22 protein-coding genes are annotated in these 17,688 nt (G+C 55.7%); 7 read left to right on the top strand and 15 right to left on the bottom strand.

Annotation, left to right across the window (positions count from 1 at the left end; translation table 11 throughout):
- Nucleotides 1-31 precede the first annotated feature (31 nt).
- Entirely contained in the window at nucleotides 32-754 is a 723-nt protein-coding gene (gene phbB / locus GGR95_RS04180) for an acetoacetyl-CoA reductase (protein WP_184563116.1), read from the top strand.
- Between the two features lie 246 nt (nucleotides 755-1,000).
- On the opposite strand, the gene GGR95_RS04175 is transcribed toward phbB, so the two are convergent.
- The 3 genes from GGR95_RS04175 to GGR95_RS04165 all read right to left on the bottom strand — a co-directional run bounded on the left by GGR95_RS04175 (nucleotide 1,001) and on the right by GGR95_RS04165 (nucleotide 2,227).
- Nucleotides 1,001-1,165, bottom strand: coding sequence for a YdcH family protein (locus tag GGR95_RS04175; RefSeq protein ID WP_184563114.1), 165 nt, complete (start codon nucleotides 1,163-1,165; stop codon nucleotides 1,001-1,003).
- A gap of 109 nt (nucleotides 1,166-1,274) precedes the next feature.
- Nucleotides 1,275-2,015 carry a tRNA1(Val) (adenine(37)-N6)-methyltransferase gene (locus GGR95_RS04170; protein WP_184563112.1) on the bottom strand — a complete coding sequence of 247 codons (741 nt, stop codon included), beginning with the start codon at nucleotides 2,013-2,015 and terminating at the stop codon, nucleotides 1,275-1,277.
- The gene (locus GGR95_RS04165) at nucleotides 2,012-2,227 is read right to left on the bottom strand and encodes a putative signal transducing protein (protein WP_184563110.1); all 216 of its coding nucleotides are present in this window, start codon (nucleotides 2,225-2,227) and stop codon (nucleotides 2,012-2,014) included. Before GGR95_RS04165 ends, GGR95_RS04170 begins: the two co-directional genes overlap by 4 nt.
- A gap of 56 nt (nucleotides 2,228-2,283) precedes the next feature.
- Between GGR95_RS04165 and GGR95_RS04160 the strand changes: the two genes are divergently transcribed.
- Nucleotides 2,284-3,282 (top strand): polyprenyl synthetase family protein, encoded by a 999-nt coding sequence (locus GGR95_RS04160; RefSeq protein ID WP_184563108.1) that lies wholly within the window; start codon nucleotides 2,284-2,286, stop codon nucleotides 3,280-3,282.
- On the opposite strand, the gene GGR95_RS04155 is transcribed toward GGR95_RS04160, so the two are convergent.
- From GGR95_RS04155 to soxR, 4 genes are all read right to left on the bottom strand, one after another.
- Nucleotides 3,275-4,069 carry a 4-(cytidine 5'-diphospho)-2-C-methyl-D-erythritol kinase gene (locus GGR95_RS04155; RefSeq protein ID WP_184563106.1) on the bottom strand — a complete coding sequence of 265 codons (795 nt, stop codon included), beginning with the start codon at nucleotides 4,067-4,069 and terminating at the stop codon, nucleotides 3,275-3,277. The genes GGR95_RS04160 and GGR95_RS04155 overlap by 8 nt on opposite strands.
- The gene (locus tag GGR95_RS04150) at nucleotides 4,059-5,783 is read right to left on the bottom strand and encodes a tetratricopeptide repeat protein (RefSeq protein ID WP_184563104.1); all 1,725 of its coding nucleotides are present in this window, start codon (nucleotides 5,781-5,783) and stop codon (nucleotides 4,059-4,061) included. The genes GGR95_RS04155 and GGR95_RS04150 overlap by 11 nt, the downstream gene beginning before the upstream one ends.
- Nucleotides 5,784-5,880: 97 nt before the next feature.
- Nucleotides 5,881-7,533: an electron transfer flavoprotein-ubiquinone oxidoreductase gene (locus GGR95_RS04145; RefSeq protein ID WP_184563694.1), complete on the bottom strand. Its 1,653-nt coding sequence runs from the start codon at nucleotides 7,531-7,533 to the stop codon at nucleotides 5,881-5,883.
- A 137-nt stretch (nucleotides 7,534-7,670) separates the two neighbouring features.
- Nucleotides 7,671-8,126, bottom strand: coding sequence for a redox-sensitive transcriptional activator SoxR (gene soxR, locus GGR95_RS04140; RefSeq protein ID WP_184563102.1), 456 nt, complete (start codon nucleotides 8,124-8,126; stop codon nucleotides 7,671-7,673).
- An 87-nt stretch (nucleotides 8,127-8,213) separates the two neighbouring features.
- On the opposite strand from soxR, the gene GGR95_RS04135 reads away from it, so the two are divergent.
- From GGR95_RS04135 to GGR95_RS04125, 3 genes are all read left to right on the top strand, one after another.
- Nucleotides 8,214-8,594 carry a VOC family protein gene (locus tag GGR95_RS04135; protein ID WP_184563100.1) on the top strand — a complete coding sequence of 127 codons (381 nt, stop codon included), beginning with the start codon at nucleotides 8,214-8,216 and terminating at the stop codon, nucleotides 8,592-8,594.
- Nucleotides 8,595-8,735: 141 nt separating this feature from the next.
- Entirely contained in the window at nucleotides 8,736-9,206 is a 471-nt protein-coding gene (gene greA, locus GGR95_RS04130) for a transcription elongation factor GreA (protein ID WP_184563098.1), read from the top strand.
- Nucleotides 9,207-9,220: 14 nt separating this feature from the next.
- Complete coding sequence (locus GGR95_RS04125) at nucleotides 9,221-10,297, top strand: hypothetical protein (RefSeq protein WP_221384695.1); 1,077 nt, start codon at nucleotides 9,221-9,223, stop codon at nucleotides 10,295-10,297.
- Here GGR95_RS04125 and GGR95_RS04120 read toward each other — a convergent pair.
- The 7 genes from GGR95_RS04120 to GGR95_RS04090 are packed head-to-tail and all read right to left on the bottom strand — an operon-like array spanning nucleotide 10,294 to nucleotide 16,011.
- The gene (locus GGR95_RS04120) at nucleotides 10,294-12,405 is read right to left on the bottom strand and encodes a molybdopterin-binding protein (protein WP_184563096.1); all 2,112 of its coding nucleotides are present in this window, start codon (nucleotides 12,403-12,405) and stop codon (nucleotides 10,294-10,296) included. The genes GGR95_RS04125 and GGR95_RS04120 overlap by 4 nt on opposite strands.
- Entirely contained in the window at nucleotides 12,402-12,893 is a 492-nt protein-coding gene (gene mobB, locus GGR95_RS04115; RefSeq protein WP_184563094.1) for a molybdopterin-guanine dinucleotide biosynthesis protein B, read from the bottom strand. Before mobB ends, GGR95_RS04120 begins: the two co-directional genes overlap by 4 nt.
- A complete protein-coding gene (gene mobA / locus GGR95_RS04110; RefSeq protein WP_184563092.1) occupies nucleotides 12,890-13,492 on the bottom strand; it encodes a molybdenum cofactor guanylyltransferase MobA in 603 nt (200 codons plus the stop codon). Before mobA ends, mobB begins: the two co-directional genes overlap by 4 nt.
- A complete protein-coding gene (locus tag GGR95_RS04105; protein WP_184563090.1) occupies nucleotides 13,489-14,031 on the bottom strand; it encodes a YcxB family protein in 543 nt (180 codons plus the stop codon). Before GGR95_RS04105 ends, mobA begins: the two co-directional genes overlap by 4 nt.
- Entirely contained in the window at nucleotides 14,028-14,555 is a 528-nt protein-coding gene (locus tag GGR95_RS04100; RefSeq protein WP_184563088.1) for a hypothetical protein, read from the bottom strand. Before GGR95_RS04100 ends, GGR95_RS04105 begins: the two co-directional genes overlap by 4 nt.
- Nucleotides 14,552-15,103, bottom strand: a complete 552-nt coding sequence (locus GGR95_RS04095; RefSeq protein WP_184563087.1) for a hypothetical protein — start codon at nucleotides 15,101-15,103, stop codon at nucleotides 14,552-14,554. The genes GGR95_RS04100 and GGR95_RS04095 overlap by 4 nt, the downstream gene beginning before the upstream one ends.
- The gene (locus GGR95_RS04090; protein ID WP_184563086.1) at nucleotides 15,100-16,011 is read right to left on the bottom strand and encodes a formate dehydrogenase accessory sulfurtransferase FdhD; all 912 of its coding nucleotides are present in this window, start codon (nucleotides 16,009-16,011) and stop codon (nucleotides 15,100-15,102) included. Before GGR95_RS04090 ends, GGR95_RS04095 begins: the two co-directional genes overlap by 4 nt.
- A 23-nt stretch (nucleotides 16,012-16,034) precedes the next feature.
- On the opposite strand from GGR95_RS04090, the gene GGR95_RS04085 reads away from it, so the two are divergent.
- Both GGR95_RS04085 and GGR95_RS04080 read left to right on the top strand, forming a co-directional pair.
- Nucleotides 16,035-16,751, top strand: a complete 717-nt coding sequence (locus GGR95_RS04085; RefSeq protein ID WP_184563085.1) for an AzlC family ABC transporter permease — start codon at nucleotides 16,035-16,037, stop codon at nucleotides 16,749-16,751.
- A complete protein-coding gene (locus GGR95_RS04080; protein ID WP_184563084.1) occupies nucleotides 16,748-17,074 on the top strand; it encodes an AzlD domain-containing protein in 327 nt (108 codons plus the stop codon). Before GGR95_RS04085 ends, GGR95_RS04080 begins: the two co-directional genes overlap by 4 nt.
- Here the strand turns inward: GGR95_RS04080 and GGR95_RS04075 are convergent.
- Complete coding sequence (locus GGR95_RS04075; protein WP_184563083.1) at nucleotides 17,063-17,662, bottom strand: hypothetical protein; 600 nt, start codon at nucleotides 17,660-17,662, stop codon at nucleotides 17,063-17,065. The two genes, GGR95_RS04080 and GGR95_RS04075, sit on opposite strands and share 12 nt — an antisense overlap.
- Between the last annotated feature and the right edge of the window lie 26 nt (nucleotides 17,663-17,688).

Raw genomic sequence — 17,688 nt, 5'->3', positions numbered from 1 at the left:
TGGCAAGAACATTACAATCGGGAGGGTTAATATGTCACGTGTCGCACTAGTTACCGGAGGTAGCCGAGGAATCGGCGCAGCCATTTCAAAAGAACTGAAAGCCAAAGGCTACACAGTCGCTGCCACCTATGCAGGTAACGAAGAGGCAGCCAATGCATTTACCGCCGAGACAGGTATTAAAACCTACAAATGGAACGTCGCGGATTATGACAGCTCCAAAGCTGGTATCGCGCAGGTAGAAGCTGACTTGGGGCCCGTTGAAGTGATTGTTGCCAATGCGGGAATTACCCGTGATGCGCCTTTCCACAAAATGACACCCGATCAATGGAAAGAGGTCATCGACACCAACCTCACTGGCGTTTTTAACACAATCCATCCGATCTGGCCCGGCATGCGTGAACGCAAGTTCGGACGCATTGTGGTGATATCATCCATCAACGGCCAAAAAGGCCAGTTCGCTCAGGTTAACTATGCCGCGACCAAAGCTGGTGATTTGGGGATTGTGAAATCTTTGGCCCATGAAGGCGCACGCGCCAACATCACAGCCAACGCGATCTGCCCCGGCTACATCGGCACAGATATGGTCATGGCCGTACCGGAAAAAGTGCGCGAAAGCATCATAGCACAGATTCCTACAGGCAGATTGGGCGAGCCAGAAGAAATCGCACGTGCTGTGTCCTTCCTCGTTGCGGATGATGCTGGTTTTATCAACGGCTCAACAATCTCGGCAAATGGCGCGCAGTTCTTTGTCTGATTTGTAAAAGCAAAATCTATGTACAAAAAAGGGTCAGTGGAAACATCCATTGGCCCTTTTTATTAGAAATAACAGACAGCAAAATGACCCCGCCGAGCGCATAATCGGCGCGCAATCTACTTTCCTTAAAATGTACTGTGAAATAGGCGGTTTCCGCCTGAGTGACACCAGCGCCTATTTTGCGCTGGTGACGTCCATTGGCATACCTACAAATCAGGCATGCGCAGCGTATTCTTCAACTTTAGATCAGTTAGACAATCGACCGATTTCTTCTTTCAGTCGCATTTTCTGTTTTTTCATATCGGCCACTTTCAGGCCGTCAATTCCTGGTGCACGCTGTGCTTGCTCGATTGCCTCGCTCATATCACTGTGTTTTTTCTTCAACGTCTCAAGATGTGTGCTTAGGGACATACTTCCTCCAGTTGTTAAAAGTGCATGTTCAGTGAAGCACGAAGTCTGCACCAAGTCACGCCGCCCCGCAGCATACAGGCATATGTGGTAAACATCCGCTTAACCCTGCTCAAAAAGGCAGCGCAGCCCCTATGCGCAAGGCGTCTCGCACCTTTTGACAGTACTGATCCCCATCCACATGAGCGTCGCCGCGGTGCAGAATTAGCGGTGCATGTAGACAAAAATCTGCACGACCTGACTTGCGCGCCCGTAAGATCACCCGCTCTGCGGCACGCCCGACCCGCGCAGCAATCGGCAACACCTCGATACTCCCCATGTCGTTTGGCAAAGCAGCCAATAAATCAGGCAACCGTTCTGCGCGGTGGATGAAATGCAGATAGCCTTTGGGCGCCAATCGCTTTGCCGCAACCTCAACCCAGAGCGCAAGCGGCGTTTGTTCCCCCAATGCTGCTTCTCGCGTCGGGTCACTAGCCGCAATGGAGGCATCACGCCGCCAATAGGGCGGGTTCGCCAACACATGGTCAAATTGTCGCTGCCGTAACATCAGCGGAAGGTCGGCAATATCAGCGGTGACCACCTCCAGCGCCCCCGCCCCGTTGCGCGCTGCAAGCTCTGCATAAGTCGCTTCACGCTCGACACCTGTCAGTGTCAGCCCCGTTACCCGAGCGCCCAAACACAGCACAGCAGCCCCCACACCGCAGCCTAATTCAAGCACACGTTGCCCTGAAACCGCTGGTATAGTGGCTGCAAGCAGCACAGGGTCCACCCCCGCACGATAGCCACGGCGCGGTTGCCACAACTGTACCAGCCCGCCTAGAAAAGCGTCGCAAGTCAGGTCGCTTCCATTCATCTTCCCAGATCAATCTCATTATCGCGCATCACGCGAAGCGCTGCGTCAAAATCGTCATCCCGCACCATCAGGCGGCGTGGGAAGATTCCTATCCCACCTTCAAGGATGCTCATATTTACGTCCATCGAGAAGCAGGCTATATCCTCGCCCTGCAACAGGGCTGAAGCAAAGGCGATGATCGTAGGATCGGTGCTGCGCAAAAGTTCTTTCATAGTAATGATGTAGTCTGAGGGATGTACCCTTGTCGAGCGTAGGACGCGGGAAAAAAATGAGCACTGTTACAAGTCAAAAGCCGCATGACCGTCTGGCCCAAGCACTATCGAACGAAATGGCCGCCGTAAGCGCCCTGATCCGCGAACGCATGGCGTCGGAGCATGCACCGCGCATCCCCGAGGTCACGGCCCATCTGGTTGAAGCAGGCGGCAAACGTCTGCGCCCGATGCTGACGCTCGCTGCGGCAAAGCTGTGCGGGTATACGGGCCCTTATCACATCCACCTTGCCACAACCGTTGAATTCATTCACACCGCCACGCTATTGCACGATGATGTTGTGGATGAGAGCAGCCAGCGCAGGGGCCGTCCAACGGCAAATCTGTTGTGGGACAACCAATCCTCTGTTTTGGTCGGCGATTACCTGTTTGCGCGAAGCTTCCAATTGATGACAGAGCCCGGCTCAATGCCTGTGATGCGAATCCTATCAAATGCAGCCGCCACCATCGCTGAAGGCGAAGTGCTGCAACTGACTGCCGCGCAAAACCTCGCCACCACCGAGCAAGTCTATTTACAGGTCGTGCGCGGGAAAACTGCTGCGCTCTTCTCTGCTGCGACCGAAGTGGGCGGCGTCATCGCTGATGCGCCAGAGGACCATGTGCGCGCCCTGTTTGATTACGGGGATGCCTTGGGAATCGCCTTCCAGATCGTGGATGATCTGCTGGATTATCAAGGCGACACCAGCGCAACCGGCAAAAACATCGGTGACGATTTTCGAGAACGCAAACTGACGCTGCCTGTCATCAAAGCAATTGCCTTGGCCGATGACGAAGAGCGGGCATTCTGGGTCCGTACCATTGAAAAAGGCAAACAGACCGAGGGCGATCTTGAGCACGCCCTGACTTTGTTGAATAAACACGGCACTCTGAAAGCCACGCAAGCGGATGCGCTGGCTTGGGCAGAGAAAGCCAAGTCAGCCTTAGCGCCACTGCCCGCGCATGAGATCAAAGATATGTTGATTGATATCGCGGATTACGTTGTCAGCAGGCTTACCTGATCACACGGCCCGCACGGACCCACCAGTCCGGGTGGGCCTGTGCAATCTGTGCCGCCGCTTGGGCTGCGCCATTGGCAAAAAGCCCGAAACACGTCGCACCTGCCCCTGACATCCGCGCCAACAACGCGCCCTGTAGCGTCTCCAATGCCGCACCGATTTCGGGCGCGATCAGACGCGCTGGCGCCTCCAGATCGTTACGCTGAGCGCCAAGCCACGCGCAAAAGGCCTGCGCATCTACAAAGGTGGGTAATTTATCAGCCATAGGTGGGTTGTGCTTTGATGTAAGGCCAGAAAACACAGGGCCAGTAGGCACCACCACACACGGGTTGACCAATACAATTTCCATGTCTGGCAAAGCCTGCATCGGGTTTACCACGTCACCGATACCTTGCATCCTTTGTGGCAAGGAAGACAGGCAGACAGGGACATCGGCCCCCAAAGTAACAGCCCGCCCTGCCCCTCCAAATGCACGCAAAACCGCAGCAGCATCAGATGAACCGCCACCGATGCCCGCACCGTGAGGCAGGTTTTTCTCCAATGTGATTCGGCCCGTCCACCCAGCCAGTTCTGCCGCTTGCCATACCAAATTTCCGTGATCCGTCGGGACACCATCAGCGAAGGGGCCAGTAACGCTGATGTGCATCTGCGGCCCTGCTTCGAACCACATACGGTCACCGATATCCGCAAACACCACGATACTATCCAGCAAGTGATATCCGTCGTCGCGTTGCCCAGTAACGTGTAGCGTCAGGTTAACTTTGGCAGCGGCGAAACCCTCAGAGGTCATTCGCAACATTCAAGGGATCAGCGCCTTCTTCCTTCAACACCACATCAAGACCCACCTCAATCTTGCGGCGGATGCGGTCAGGCTCAACATCTGTGGTCGTTTGTTGAAACTGGATGAAGGACAAGGCGCGCTTCCACTGAAACTGCGCTTCGCGTTTGCGGCCCACGGCCCAATAAACATCGCCCAAGTGATCATTGACCACCGGATCAACAGCCTCCAACTCAACAGCGCGTTCCATCTGGATCACCGCCTCTTCGTAGCGGCCAAGGCGATAGTAAACCCAGCCCAAGCTGTCCACGATGAACCCGCTGTCGGGGCTGGCAGCAACTGCACGCTCGATCATATCCAGCGCTTCGTCCAATTCGCGATTTTCTTCGACCAACGAATACCCCAAATAGTTCAGCACCTGTGGTTGCTCGGGGTTGGTCGCGAGGGCTGTTCGAAAATCTGCTTCGGCGGCGGCCAAATCACCCTCTTGAGAATAGGCAATGCCGCGTGAAAAATGCAGCGCCCATACACGCGGATCATCTGAGTCCGTCAGTTCAACCGCTTTGGAATAGGCCGCAATTGCCGCTTGCCCCTCTTCTTGTGATCGCAAGGTATCCGCAAGCGTCGAATAAACCACGGCAAGGTCTCCGTGACTACGCGTCAACTGTTCCAGCACCTCAATCGCCTGATCTGCTTTGTCCAGACGGCGCAGCGCGTCAGCGCGGCCCAGTTCGGCCACGTGATAGGCGGGATCATCTGCCGAAACGCTACGGTATTCAGCGATCGCCAGTTTGTTCTGCCCCAGCCCCTCTAACAACGCCGCTGTCATCAAAAGCGCATCCATATGATCGGGGCGCAAATAGCGGGCAACGCGGGCATAAAGCAACGTATAATAATCACCTGCCTGCTCGGAACGCAGGAGGGCTGCAAAGGTAAAAAACACCTCAGCCAATCCTGCACGGGCGGTAGGGGCAAGGGTAAAGGGCAGCGTCTCATCCGCTTTTAACTTCGAGATCAGAATATCTAGTTCAAGGTCACTTGCACCATTGAACGTCTGCTCCATCAACTTGATTGCATCGTCATTCCGGCCCAGCTGCGACAGTATTTCGACGCGTGCAACCACCCCCCGACGTGTACGTGCAGCGCCACCTGGAGCACCTTTTGCAAACAGCGCTTCTGCCGCCGCATAATCCCCCAAGGTCGCATAGGCCAAAGCCTTGTGATAAAAGACAACACCCTTCATTCCGGCATCATCGGTAATGTTGTCAAACTGGGTCATGGCCGCGTCGACATCATCCGCGCCAATCAGCGCCCACGCCTTGACCAATCCATCCACCCAAGGATTTATGCCATCCGTCTGGATTTCCTGCTGCGCAAGCTCTGCATAATTTCCCTCGTCAATCAGGCCAGCTGTGACCAACATCCGTGCCGCCGCGGAACGATATTCTTTGGCAGCCATCATTTTCGCAATGGGGATACCCCGTTCGATGTCGCCCAACGCCAGATAGGCGAGGGCCGTGCTATCCATCAGGTCAAAGTTGTCGGGGTCTTTTGCCAAAGCTGTCGCAAAATATTGCGCTGCGATGTCATAATCATTGCTACCCGCAGCACTGCGCCCCGCCAGATAAGAGCCCGCCAGCGATTCAGCGGCAACCGGCATTGGCGCCGTCACGACTAAGGCCAGCCCGATGGCAATCGCGCTCACTGTGGTTCGGAAATTTCGCATATGCTTGGCCTCATAATTTTCATGCCAAGCTAGCATGTTTGCGCGTCCGCGCAATGGCGGCTTCCCACCCAAATAGGCAGGAAGCCGCAACAATTGATCACATGTTCGGGTAGTTCGGCCCATCACCGCCCTGCGGCGTTGTCCAGACGATGTTCTGGCTGGGGTCTTTGATATCGCATGTTTTACAATGCACGCAGTTCTGGAAGTTGATCACAAACCGTGGATCTTTGCCTTCTTCCTCAACGAATTCATACACACCCGCAGGGCAATACCGCGCGGAAGGACCTGCATATACCGGAAGGTTTACAACAACAGGCACGGTATCATCCTTAAGCGTCAAATGCGCAGGCTGGCTTTCTTCGTGATTGGTAAAGGCGAAAGCCACGTTGGTCAGGCGGTCAAAGCTGAGCTTGCCATCTGGTTTGGGGTAGTCGATCTTTTGGTGCTTATTTGCGGGTTCGGTCGCTTCCGCATCCGATTTACCATGCTTGAGCGTCCCCATAAGCGAACCGCCAAACAATGTGTTGCACCACATGTCAAAGCCACCAACCGCCAAAGAGGCAATCAGGCCAAATTTGGACCACAGCGGCTTGACGTTACGCACCTTGTACAGATCTTTACCGATCTCGCCGTCACGAACGGCTGCTTCGTAATCAGGTAGTTCATCCCCTGAACGGCCCGCCGTGATCGCCTCGAACGCGGCTTCGGCTGCGGCTTTGCCAGACAGCATCGCGTTGTGGTTGCCCTTGATCCGCGGCACGTTAACCATACCCACAGAACAACCCAACAACGCCACGCCCGGTGCAACCATCTTGGGCATGGATTGGTAACCACCCTCAGTGATCGCACGTGCGCCATACGCCACACGTTTGCCGCCCTTCAGCAATTCCGCCACCATCGGGTGATGTTTGAACTGCTGGAATTCCATGTAAGGGAAAACATGCGGGTTTTTATAGCCAAGGTGGACAACAAAACCCACATAGACTTGATTATTTTCAAGGTGATAGATGAACGATCCACCGCCCGCCTTGCTGCCCAAGGGCCAGCCCATCGTGTGGGTCACGGTGCCCAATTTGTGCTTGGCAGGGTCGATTTCCCAGATTTCTTTCATGCCAAGGCCGTATTTCTGCGGCTCTTTGCCTTTTGCCAGATCATATTTGGCAATCACTTGCTGTGACAGCGATCCACGCACGCCTTCGCTCAGGAAGACATATTTGCCATGCAGCTCCATGCCCGGCTCATAGCTGGGACCGGGTTTACCATCTGCGCCCAAGCCCATTTCGCCTGCGACCACGCCTTTGACTTCCCCGTTCTCGCCATAGACGATCTCGGAACAGGCCATACCAGGGAAGATTTCGACGCCCATTTCTTCGGCTTGTTCTGCCATCCAGCGGCAGACATTGCCCATGGAGACGATGTAATTGCCGTGGTTGTTCATCAGCGGCGGCATGGGGAAGTTCGGGATGCGAATTTCACCTGACGCGCCAAGCGCATAGAAGTTATCTTCGACTACCGGCACATTCAATGGTGCGCCTTTTGCTTTCCAGTCAGGGATCAGCGCATCAAGGCCACAAGGGTCCAGAACCGCACCTGAAAGGATATGCGCCCCCACTTCAGAGCCTTTTTCCAACACAACAACACTGCAATCAGCGTCAAGTTGCTTGAGACGAATAGCCGCTGACAGGCCCGCAGGACCTGCTCCAACGATCACAACGTCGTATTCCATCGCTTCGCGTTCCATATCGGACATATCAGTCGCTCCCTCTGCGTCAAAAACGGTTTTATCCGAGGTATCGCCTGACACCCTGCATTGCAATCGCGACCATACGTTAAAACCGTTATAAAAGGGTCCTTATTGCCCAATCACCACATCCTGCATGCCTCTACCTAATTGGAAGGGACATCCCCCATAAGATAACGCGGCCCCTGACCGTTCTCGGCAGCCTTATCTTGTGGATTATAGAGCGCACAGGCCTCAAGGCTCAGGCAACCGCACCCGATGCACCCATCCAGATTGTCCCGCAGTTTGGTCAGGGTCGTAATCCGTGCATCCAGACTGTCGCGAAATCCCGCGCTGATGGCGGCCCAATCTGCCTTGGTCGGGGTACGCCCATTTGGCAGCCCCTCCAACTGAATACGTATTTGCGGCAAGGTGAAACCAAACTGCTGGGCAATCATCACAAAGCTCAGCCGTCGCAAATCAGCGCGGGCAAACCGGCGCTGCCCGCCCCCGTTGCGCCACGGCTTGATCAGCCCTTGCGCCTCATAATAGCGGATTGCAGACACCGCCAGGCCCGTGCGCGTGGCCAATGCACCGATTGTCAGCCCGTCATTTATCGCCACAATTTTCTCCAAAATATACCTTGACCTAAAGTTAGGTTTAGCAATTAGAGATAAGGGCGTCACCTCAATTTCAACAAGGAACGCGCCATGACCGCACAACTGGAACACGCAAATTTCACCGTCTCGGACCCAGCAGCCACAGCACATTGGATGGAGGAACTGTTTGGCTGGCGTATCCGCTGGCAAGGCGATGCCATTTCAGGAGGCCACACGATACATGTGGGGACAGACAGCCAATATTTAGCGCTATATACACCCCCAAAACCTCCACAGGCTAAAACAGACAGCTACGCTCAACTCGCAGGATTGAATCACATTGCGGTTACCGTAGAAGACTTGGAGAAAGCCGAAGCAAAAGTGAAAACGCTCGGCTTTGTCACCAAAAACCATGCAGACTATGAACCGGGCCGCAGATTCTACTTTCACGATAATGACGGTATCGAATACGAAGTCGTTCAATACGATTAAACCCCGCTTTCGGCGAAACCGCGCCTGCCCTTGCACCTTATCTCCTTGCATTTAACTCTGATATTGGGTCAGGTAACTGCAACGCAAACACGCGCCCCGAGTAATTTCGGGGCGCGCCTTAGTATTACGGACACGAACACCATGGAAAAAATTCCAATGACCCGCGCGGGTCACACAGCCCTCGAAACGGAACTCAAACACCTGAAAACGGTTGAGCGTCCTGCTATCATCAAGGCAATTGCCGAGGCCCGCGAGCATGGTGATTTGTCCGAAAACGCCGAATACCATTCCGCAAAAGAAAAGCAGTCGTTCATCGAAGGCCGTGTGAAAGAGTTGGAAGGTGCCATTTCTCTTGCAGAGGTCATCGACCCTGCAAAGCTGTCCGGCTCTATCAAATTCGGCGCAAAAGTTACCTTGGTCGATGAAGACACCGACGAAGAGAAAACTTATCAAATTGTAGGCGAATATGAAGCCAACATCGAAGCGGGATTGCTGAACATCAAGTCCCCCATCGCGCGTGCCTTAATCGGGAAAGAAGAAGGCGACAGCGTCGAAGTCCGGACTCCGGGGGGGCAGAAATCCTATGAGGTTCTCAAAATCGTCTATGCGTGAGCGGAGCGCCCAATATGTCTGATGCCCTCAGAACCCTAGAACACGACGATAGCGAACAGCCCAACGGCGCGCGCGCAGGTGCTAGATCGCAAACGCGGTCTGCGCGGCCAACACCTCTTGGCATTTATGACAAGAGCAGCGCAGGCACCATCACCGGCATCGAAATCGCAGCGGTTGTTCTATCGTGCATTTGGGTATTGGTCTGCGTGGTCTTCTTTGTCTTCGGGCAAGAACCTGCCGCGACGGAAGGGCAAGGCGGGCAGCGGTTTTTGATTACGATGCTTGTCGTATTCATGCCAATTGCAATGATTTGGGTCGCCGTCACAGCAGCCCGCGCAAGCCGCATCATGCGTGAAGAAAGCCAGCGCCTGCAAACAGCTATCGACGCCATTCGCCATGCTTATCTGTCCCAACAGCAGGGCGGACGTTTGAACTCAGAACCCTCAGTAAACCGCAAGCTGGATGAAATTGCAGCGGCAACCCGTAAAACGGAAACTGCTTTGGCCACCTTCTCTACCCGCCGCGAAGAAACCCCGCGCGCGGCCAAGCCCGCTATTGCCCCCCCAAGCGAGGATCAACCCAAGCTGGCTCTTGGCACGCAAACAACCGACATGACGCCCCCCATCGAAGGCGATGATCTGATCCGCGCCCTGAATTTCCCCGAGACCGCCGAGGACGAAGCGGGCTTTGCCGCGCTACGCCGCGCCATGAAGGACCGCAATGCGGCCCAGTTGATCCAAGCTGCACAGGATATCCTAACACTGCTCAGCCAAGATGGCATCTATATGGACGATCTGCGGCCCGACCGTGCACGCCCGGAAATCTGGCGGATGTTCGGGCAAGGTTCACGTGGCAAGACAATTGCCGCATTGGGTGGCATCAGGGATCGATCATCACTGGCGCTGACATCAGGGCGCATGAAGCAAGACCCGATCTTCCGCGACGCAGCGCATCACTTTTTGCGCCGCTTTGACAAGCTCTTTGCCGATTTCGAAAAAGTCGCCACCGACGCCGAGGTTGTCGCCATGGCCGATACACGCACAGCACGGGCTTTCATGCTGCTTGGCCGCGTTGCAGGCACGTTTGATTAAAGACCAAAACTACCAAAAGGTATGAATCGTACCAGATCACCAGCGCGGATATCCTGCGCTGGTTCTGACAACTCTACCAGCCCTTCGGCCCAGCTCAATCCACTGATACGGCCCGATCCCTCAGAAGCAAATACCTCTACGCGGCCCTCACGGATACGCGCGCGCAGATACTCGCGGCGCCCCGCTTTTTTACGCTTTTCAAACGCTGCGGGTACATCGAAACCTTGTGGCACGGCCCATTCCGCCCCTGCCAATTGCGCCAACGCGGGCCGCGCAAAAACCAAGGCGCAAACCATCGCCGCCACAGGATTGCCAGGAAGGCCAAACACAGGCACTTCACGCCACAGCCCTAAGGCCAGCGGACGCCCGGGTTTCATAGCAATCCGCCAAATCCCCATCGCCCCCGCCTCTTCAAGCAACGCCGAAACGTGATCTTCATCCCCGGCAGAAGCACCACCACTGGTGATAATAGCGTCTACCTGCCCCGCCGCCGCGTCTAGCTTGGCACGTAATCCATCACGGTCATCCGGCGCGCGGCCCAGATCGACAGCCTGATGATTTAGCCGTGCCAACATCGCCAGCAACATGGGGCGGTTTGCATCGTATATCTGACCTGAGGTTGTCGGCTCTCCGGCCTCAACCAATTCATCGCCCGTAGACAACACCCCCACGCGCAGCGGCTTGCGCACGGAGACATGGGACACACCCGTTGCCGCAAGTAACGCCAGATCAGCTGGGGTAACAATGCGGCCACTTGCCAAAACAACATCACCTGCCTGAACATCCTCTCCTGCGCGGCGGACATTACTGCCCTGTTTCAGGCTTCCGTGAAATGTGATGTGACCCTCTTCAACAGTGACATCCTCTTGTAAGATAACCGTATCCACGCCCTCAGGCACGGCCGCACCTGTCAGGACACGGATCGCCATGCCATGCGGCACGGTGATTGGCACATCCCCTGCCGCTGCCCTCTCCTTCATCAACGGCCAGCGGTGTGTGCCATCCCCACACCCACCCGCAAATCCGTAGCCATCCACAGCAGTATTGGGGAGCGGCGGATTAGCCCGCATAGCGGTCACGTCAACCGCAGCAATGCGCCCTGTGGCCTGTGCCAAAGGCACTGTTTCAGTTGTGGTCACAGGCAAAAGCCGCTCGCGCAGCATCGTCAAGGCCTCGTCAACCGGGGTCCAGTGCACGCCTTGCGGCAAAGCAAAGCAATCGTTTCGCACGGACGACACGGCCACCGCCAGCGCGTTCAACTCGTCCGAAATGCCTGCCCCGAATATCCACCCCTCTTCACGGGCAATGGGCGGCACATCAGTCATATGTTCGGCCAAACGCGACACCGGCAACCGCGCCAAGGCATCTGCCAAAAGCTGTACCTGTACGCGGTCGCGGATCTGCTCAGCCCCGTCTTGTGCAAGCCTAGACTTGACTGCTTTCTCGATCACACCCGGCCATATTTCAGCAAAGACCACATCCGCATCGTGCCACGTTTCAAACGGCCACACGCAGGCGCCTGTCATACGGCGCAAGCGGTTGAGCGTCGGCAAGCCCATCATGACCTGCCCGCCAACCGTTGGTGGAAAAGCCATCTGAAAACACGATGAAGCGGCTTTGGACAGACCTTCACAGCTGCGCTTTTCGGCAAAAAGGTCAAAGCTTATACCCGCCTTGCGGTAAGGCAGATCGGGCCAACTATCCTCATGTGACTTACCCCAAAAAGGGCCAATGCCATCAAACATCTGGTTGAGGTTTTCTGCCACATCATAGCGGTTGTTACTGCCATCTTCGGCATCCGTGATCTGCGCCTCAAACCAATCCCACAGCACAAAAGGATCATCCGACCCCGTCACATGACGGGTAAATCCTGTCGGGTAGCCAAAGGGGAAATCAAACGTACACAGCACGCGCCGCCCTGCTACGGTTTCTTGCGAAATCAGCAGCTCTAGGGCCTGCTCGGCATCGCGCCGAGAGCGGCAATAGCGCGGCTCTAGGCTGCCCCCTTCCCGCGTGATCCCCAGCCAAATCGCATCTTTTTGCGGTGTCGGACCCGCGCGTTTACCAGCCGACCAGTCGACAACAACAACCGTATCAAAGGGCCTCACAACCCCACCTCGGCAAGGACAAAATCAGCGATAGAAATCGTGTCATCCAGATCAAAAACGGGACGATCCAAAGTCAGGGGGGTATCGCTGGCCACGGCTTGCACGGTCGGATCATCGGGTGCGATCAGCGGGTTTCCCGTGACGGACCGATGCGCCTCAATTTTGGGATGGGCATCGCGTTTATACCCCTCCACCAGCACCAGATCCACAGGTGCAAGCTGACGCAGCAGCTCTTCCAATGTTGGCTCAGGCGCGCCGCGCAATTCGTGCATCAGAGCAATACGGTTGCGCGACGACAGCAGCACTTGCGATGCCCCTGCCTCGCGGTGACGAAAACTGTCTTTGCCGGGGTGATCCACGTCAAAGCTGTGATGGGCATGTTTAACAGTGGATACTGAAAATCCACGGCCTGTAATCTCGGTGACAAGCCGCTCCATCAAGCCCGTTTTACCTGCGTTTTTCCATCCAACCACGCCAAACAGCTTCATAACATCGTCTCCGCTCGGGCCAGATCATCAGGGGTGTTCACGTTGAAAAACGCATTTTCGTCGGGAAACAATGCCTCACGGCCATCATGCCCATCCGTCCAAAGAACCACTTTGCGCAGCCCTCCTTGTAACGCTGCACGCAAATCACCGCGCAGTGCTACAGGCCAGAGGCCAAAGGTGGGGTGACGTGCGCGGCCGCGCTGCGGATCAGGGGTGGTGGCCAGTACCAGCGGGTGATTCATACCCTCAGATGCCAACAAAAGCTGCGGCACCAGATCACAGGGAAGAAACGGCGTATCCGCCGCTGCAGTCACAATAAAATCGGCCCCTTGGGCAGCGGCCCAATCCAACCCCGCCAGCACACCCGCCAATGGCCCGGCAAAGCCGTCAACACTATCGGCGATCACAGGTAAACCCACCCCGTGGAAGCGCGCCGCATCGCCATTTGCATTTAGCGCAACCTCGGCCACTTGCGGTGCCAACCGTGCCTCAACCCGCGCAAGCAGGCTTTGACCGCCCAACATGCGCAGACCTTTGTCGCCGCCGCCCATACGGGTAGCCTGTCCGCCGGCAAGGATAACACCAAGGGGTTGCTTCATCGGGATGCCTCGATCCATTTGTTAACGTCTGCCTGAAAGGCTTCAATCTGATCAGGGGAGTCAAAGGCGCTGAAGGGCACAGAAACGCGGTTTCCGCCCAGCCACAGCAAAACCGCTTTCTTTGACACCCCCACGCCCTCAAAGCCCGACCAGGAGATAAGAGAGCTGTAGTGGACCGCTTGCGACTGTACGCCGCTTTCATCGATCGTCAAAACCACCCCACCTTGATTGATACGGGTGGCCATAAGCTGCCGGACAATGATGGGATATGTCACAAGAATAGTGCCGAAAATCGCGATATAGACCAAACATATTCCGACCACCGTAGCCCAGTGCAGCAAGACAGGTGTGCCTGTAAGTATTTCTGACACCCCATAGCCAAAGCCGATGCCACCCAATGCCAACAACACGCAATGTAGCACGCGCAGCAATTTGCCGAGGGTCTGGCCACGGACTTTGGCAAAAGGGGGTGGTACTTTTACCCCAGCAAGAAGCACCTCGTAATCAGCGGGGCATGTGAATTTGTAAACAGCACTCATATCCCAGCCTCGCGCCAGCGGATCAAATCATCCCGAAAGGCCGCTGGGGAAACACCATGCGGCAATGCGGCGTCTGGCACCGCATACACCATCGCCCCCGCCCGCAGCACGGTTGCATCGGTCAGTGCTGAAACATCATCAAAGAAGCGCCAATCCATGCGCCCCTTGCTGATCTGTGTTGTCATGGTGACGTGATCAGCGCAGAACACGGTCTCAATCATCCCTTGCCGCTTCATCGCCGCATCAGAAAACCCGACCAGTTTAAGGGTGCTTGTCCTATGAATGACATACCAAAGAATAAGCCCTGCATAAAATCCGATCAATCCGCCAAGCAGAAAACCCCTACTGACGATGTCATACTGCAAGAGTACCACTATGGCGGCGACCAGTACCACAAAACCGACAGCCCCCAACACCACACGCAGCATCTTGGCCCTGCGGCTGCGCACGGGCTGCGCCCAAGAGAGCATCGCGCGGTGCAGCATTTCAGGAGCAATTTCGTAGGTCAGAGTGTACTGTGTCATTGCCCCGCCCTCTGCCAACGTTGCATGGCGGCCAAGGCAGCGTCTGCATCCAGCGGGTCGTTAAAAGCGCGGCGCGGCAAAGGCAGAGCAACGGCAGAGACACAGATCGTTATTGTTTGCTTGCCCCCGACCACTTGGGTCACATCCCCCCAGCCCGTATGCCAGTGGCTTTGCGCGGTCCTCAGGTTGACGCCATCCTCAGCCACAGTCGCAACATATCTGCGCCCAAAGCGTGAGGATAAAGATATTTGTGCCATCATGACATAGGATTGCCGCAAGAGCCAAAAGGCCAGAGCGCCAAATAACGCAAAGGTCACGGGCAGCGCTCCGGTTGGCAGGTCTTCAAACCGTGGCCCGCCAGCCAAACCGACGATAACAAAAGCCAGCATCGTCGCGCCAAGCGGGGCGAAGAAACAGACAAAAAACATCAGCGCAAACGACAGCACCTGTTGCGATTTGTTCATAGACACTTTTCCAGCCGCAACCATTGCCTCATAGACCTCGCCTACATTGGACCTGACCTCGACCTCCCAACGTTCCTCGCTCATGTTGTGCCCTTTCGGCCAGCGCGACGTGGCTCATCAGCTATGGCGGCTGGGTCTGCATCACGCAGCAAGCGCTCTTCACCCGAGAGGCAAATAAACCGTCGCCCCTTCATGCGTCCGATCAGCGTCAGGCCCAATTGCTGGGCAATTTCCACACCCCACGCTGTGAAGCCTGAGCGCGAAGCCAATACAGGAATACCCATCATCGCGGTTTTAATGACCATCTCAGACGTCAGGCGCCCCGTTGTGTACAGTATCTTATCATCGGCGCTGACACCTTCCGAGAGCATCCAACCCGCGATTTTATCCACCGCGTTATGGCGCCCGACATCTTCCATATAGACCAGTGGGCGATCCCCACAGCACAACACCGTGCCGTGTATCGCACCCGCTTGCAAATAGAGGCTGGGCGTGCGGTTTATCTTGGCCGATAGGGCATAGAGCCAAGACGTACGCACCGCAGCTTGTGGCAAAACCACACCCTCTAGCCCCTCCATCATATCACCAAACACCGTGCCTACCGCGCACCCGCTGGTGCGGGTCTTGCGCCGCATCTTATCCTCATAGTCCGTCTGCCGCGCCGTGCGGACAACGACAACTTCAAGGTCTTCATCGTAATCAACGCCAGTGATTTCATCATCGCGGTTCAGCATGCCTTGGTTGCGCAAGAATCCCAACGCAAGGTAATCAGGGTAATCCCCGATGGTCATGGCCGTCACGATTTCTTGCGCGTTCAAGTAGATCGTCAGGGGCCGTTCCTCAACCACGTTAATCTCTTGGACCTGACCCTCATGATCCCAGCCCGTCACAGCACGGGTCAAACGGCGCGCCTGCGGGTCAGGAGCGATCAAATATTCTGAAAGATCATCCAGTTCAGCCAATTGCGTCCCCTCCGTCAACACGTTACGCATTGCAGGTAATCTAGGGGCAACGCATGACCACTACCACCCGCAAATCTCCGTATCGTCAGGGCATACTTGACGCTGCTCCCTTCATTCTGATGGTGATCCCCTTTGCAACGCTGTTTGGCGTGATCGCAACAGAGGCGGGGTTGAACATTATTGAGACAATGGCGTTCTCGATTGTGGTTATCGCAGGGGCAGCCCAGTTTACCGCCTTGCAATTGCTACAAGAAAACACGCCCACCGTGATTGTTCTGGTCTCTGCGCTTGCGGTTAACCTACGCATGGCAATGTATTCGGCGTCTCTCACGCCTTACATTGGTGCGGCCCCAATGTGGCAGCGTGCCCTATGTGCCTATATGACAATCGACCAATCCTATCTGGTGAGCATATCCAAGTTCGAAAAAGAGCCTGACATGACCGTCCCTGCACGGGTGGCCTATTTTATGGGTGTGGTCACCCCGATTGTGCCAATGTGGTATGGCTTTACGCTGGTTGGCGCCTTGGTTGGCGCACAAATTCCAGAAAGCTGGGCATTGGATTTTGCCATTCCCATCACGTTTCTGGCAATGATCGCGCCAATGTTTCGCACCATGGCCCATGTGGTGGCTGCATTGGTTGCCGTTGTCGTCAGCCTTTTGGCAGCGGGTGTGCCCTATTCGCTGGGCCTGATCATCGCGGGTATCGCCGGCATGATGGCAGGCGCCCAAATGGAACTCTGGCTGGAACGTAAGGGAGCAAACAAATGATCGAAACAGGTGCGCTTTGGACCGTCATCATTTTATTGGGGCTCGGCAGCTTTGGTTTGCGCTTTGTCTTTACGGGCCTTGTTGGGGACCGCGCCATGCCAGATTGGCTGCTGCGGCATCTGCGCTATACCGCTGTCGCGATACTACCCGCACTTGTCGCGCCCCAAGTAGTCTGGCCTTCGGTCACTGACGGTGTGTTCGACATCCCACGTGCAGCAGCGGCCGTTGTGACCCTGGCAGTTGGATTGGGCACAAAGAACGTGCTTCTTGCGATGACCAGCGGTGCTGGCACGCTCTACGGGTTGCTGTACTTACTGGGCTAGGGCCCTGACACCGTCCATCACATTGCCCTCATCGTCTTCATAGTGACGTGTGGTGGAAACGCCTGGAAGCTGCTCAACCTGCGCCATTAGCTTTTCGGGCTTGAAAACCTGCTTGATGGATTCAAACCCCTCTATCTGCCTCAGGATGCCCGACGTTGCATTGGCACAAAACGCGCTTGTGACAGCGCCATTTGCCTGAACCAGCTGCAAGGCACGTGCTGCCTGCGCAGGCGTTACGACGAACTCCTGACTAACCACATGGAAAGTGCTACGGGCATGGGCGGATTTATACCACTCCACCCAATCAGGTGACATCCCGTACAAGACATCGCCGCGCTCTGGAATTTTGTCATGGTTGAACGAACCAGCAGGGTCGAACAGCACTGTTTGCGTGCTTTCAACCAACAGCGCCGTATGCGCACCAGCACCCGTGCGGTTGTTGATCATCGTCATCAACGTCAGCTTGGTCTGGCCACGGTTCACGTAGATCGCATCCTCGATCGCTTGTGTTGGCGATTCTTTGCCTTTGTCAGAACATCCGGCAAGAAGGGCCGCTGACAAAGCCAGCGCGAGGAACGATTTCAACATCTGGAACTCTTTAATCTAGAATGATT

The sequence above is a fragment of the Sulfitobacter undariae genome, from assembly GCF_014196805.1.
Classification (GTDB): domain Bacteria; phylum Pseudomonadota; class Alphaproteobacteria; order Rhodobacterales; family Rhodobacteraceae; genus Sulfitobacter; species Sulfitobacter undariae.
The sequence above is the reverse complement of the archived record's forward strand: the minus strand, read 5'-3'. Positions and strand labels throughout refer to the sequence as shown.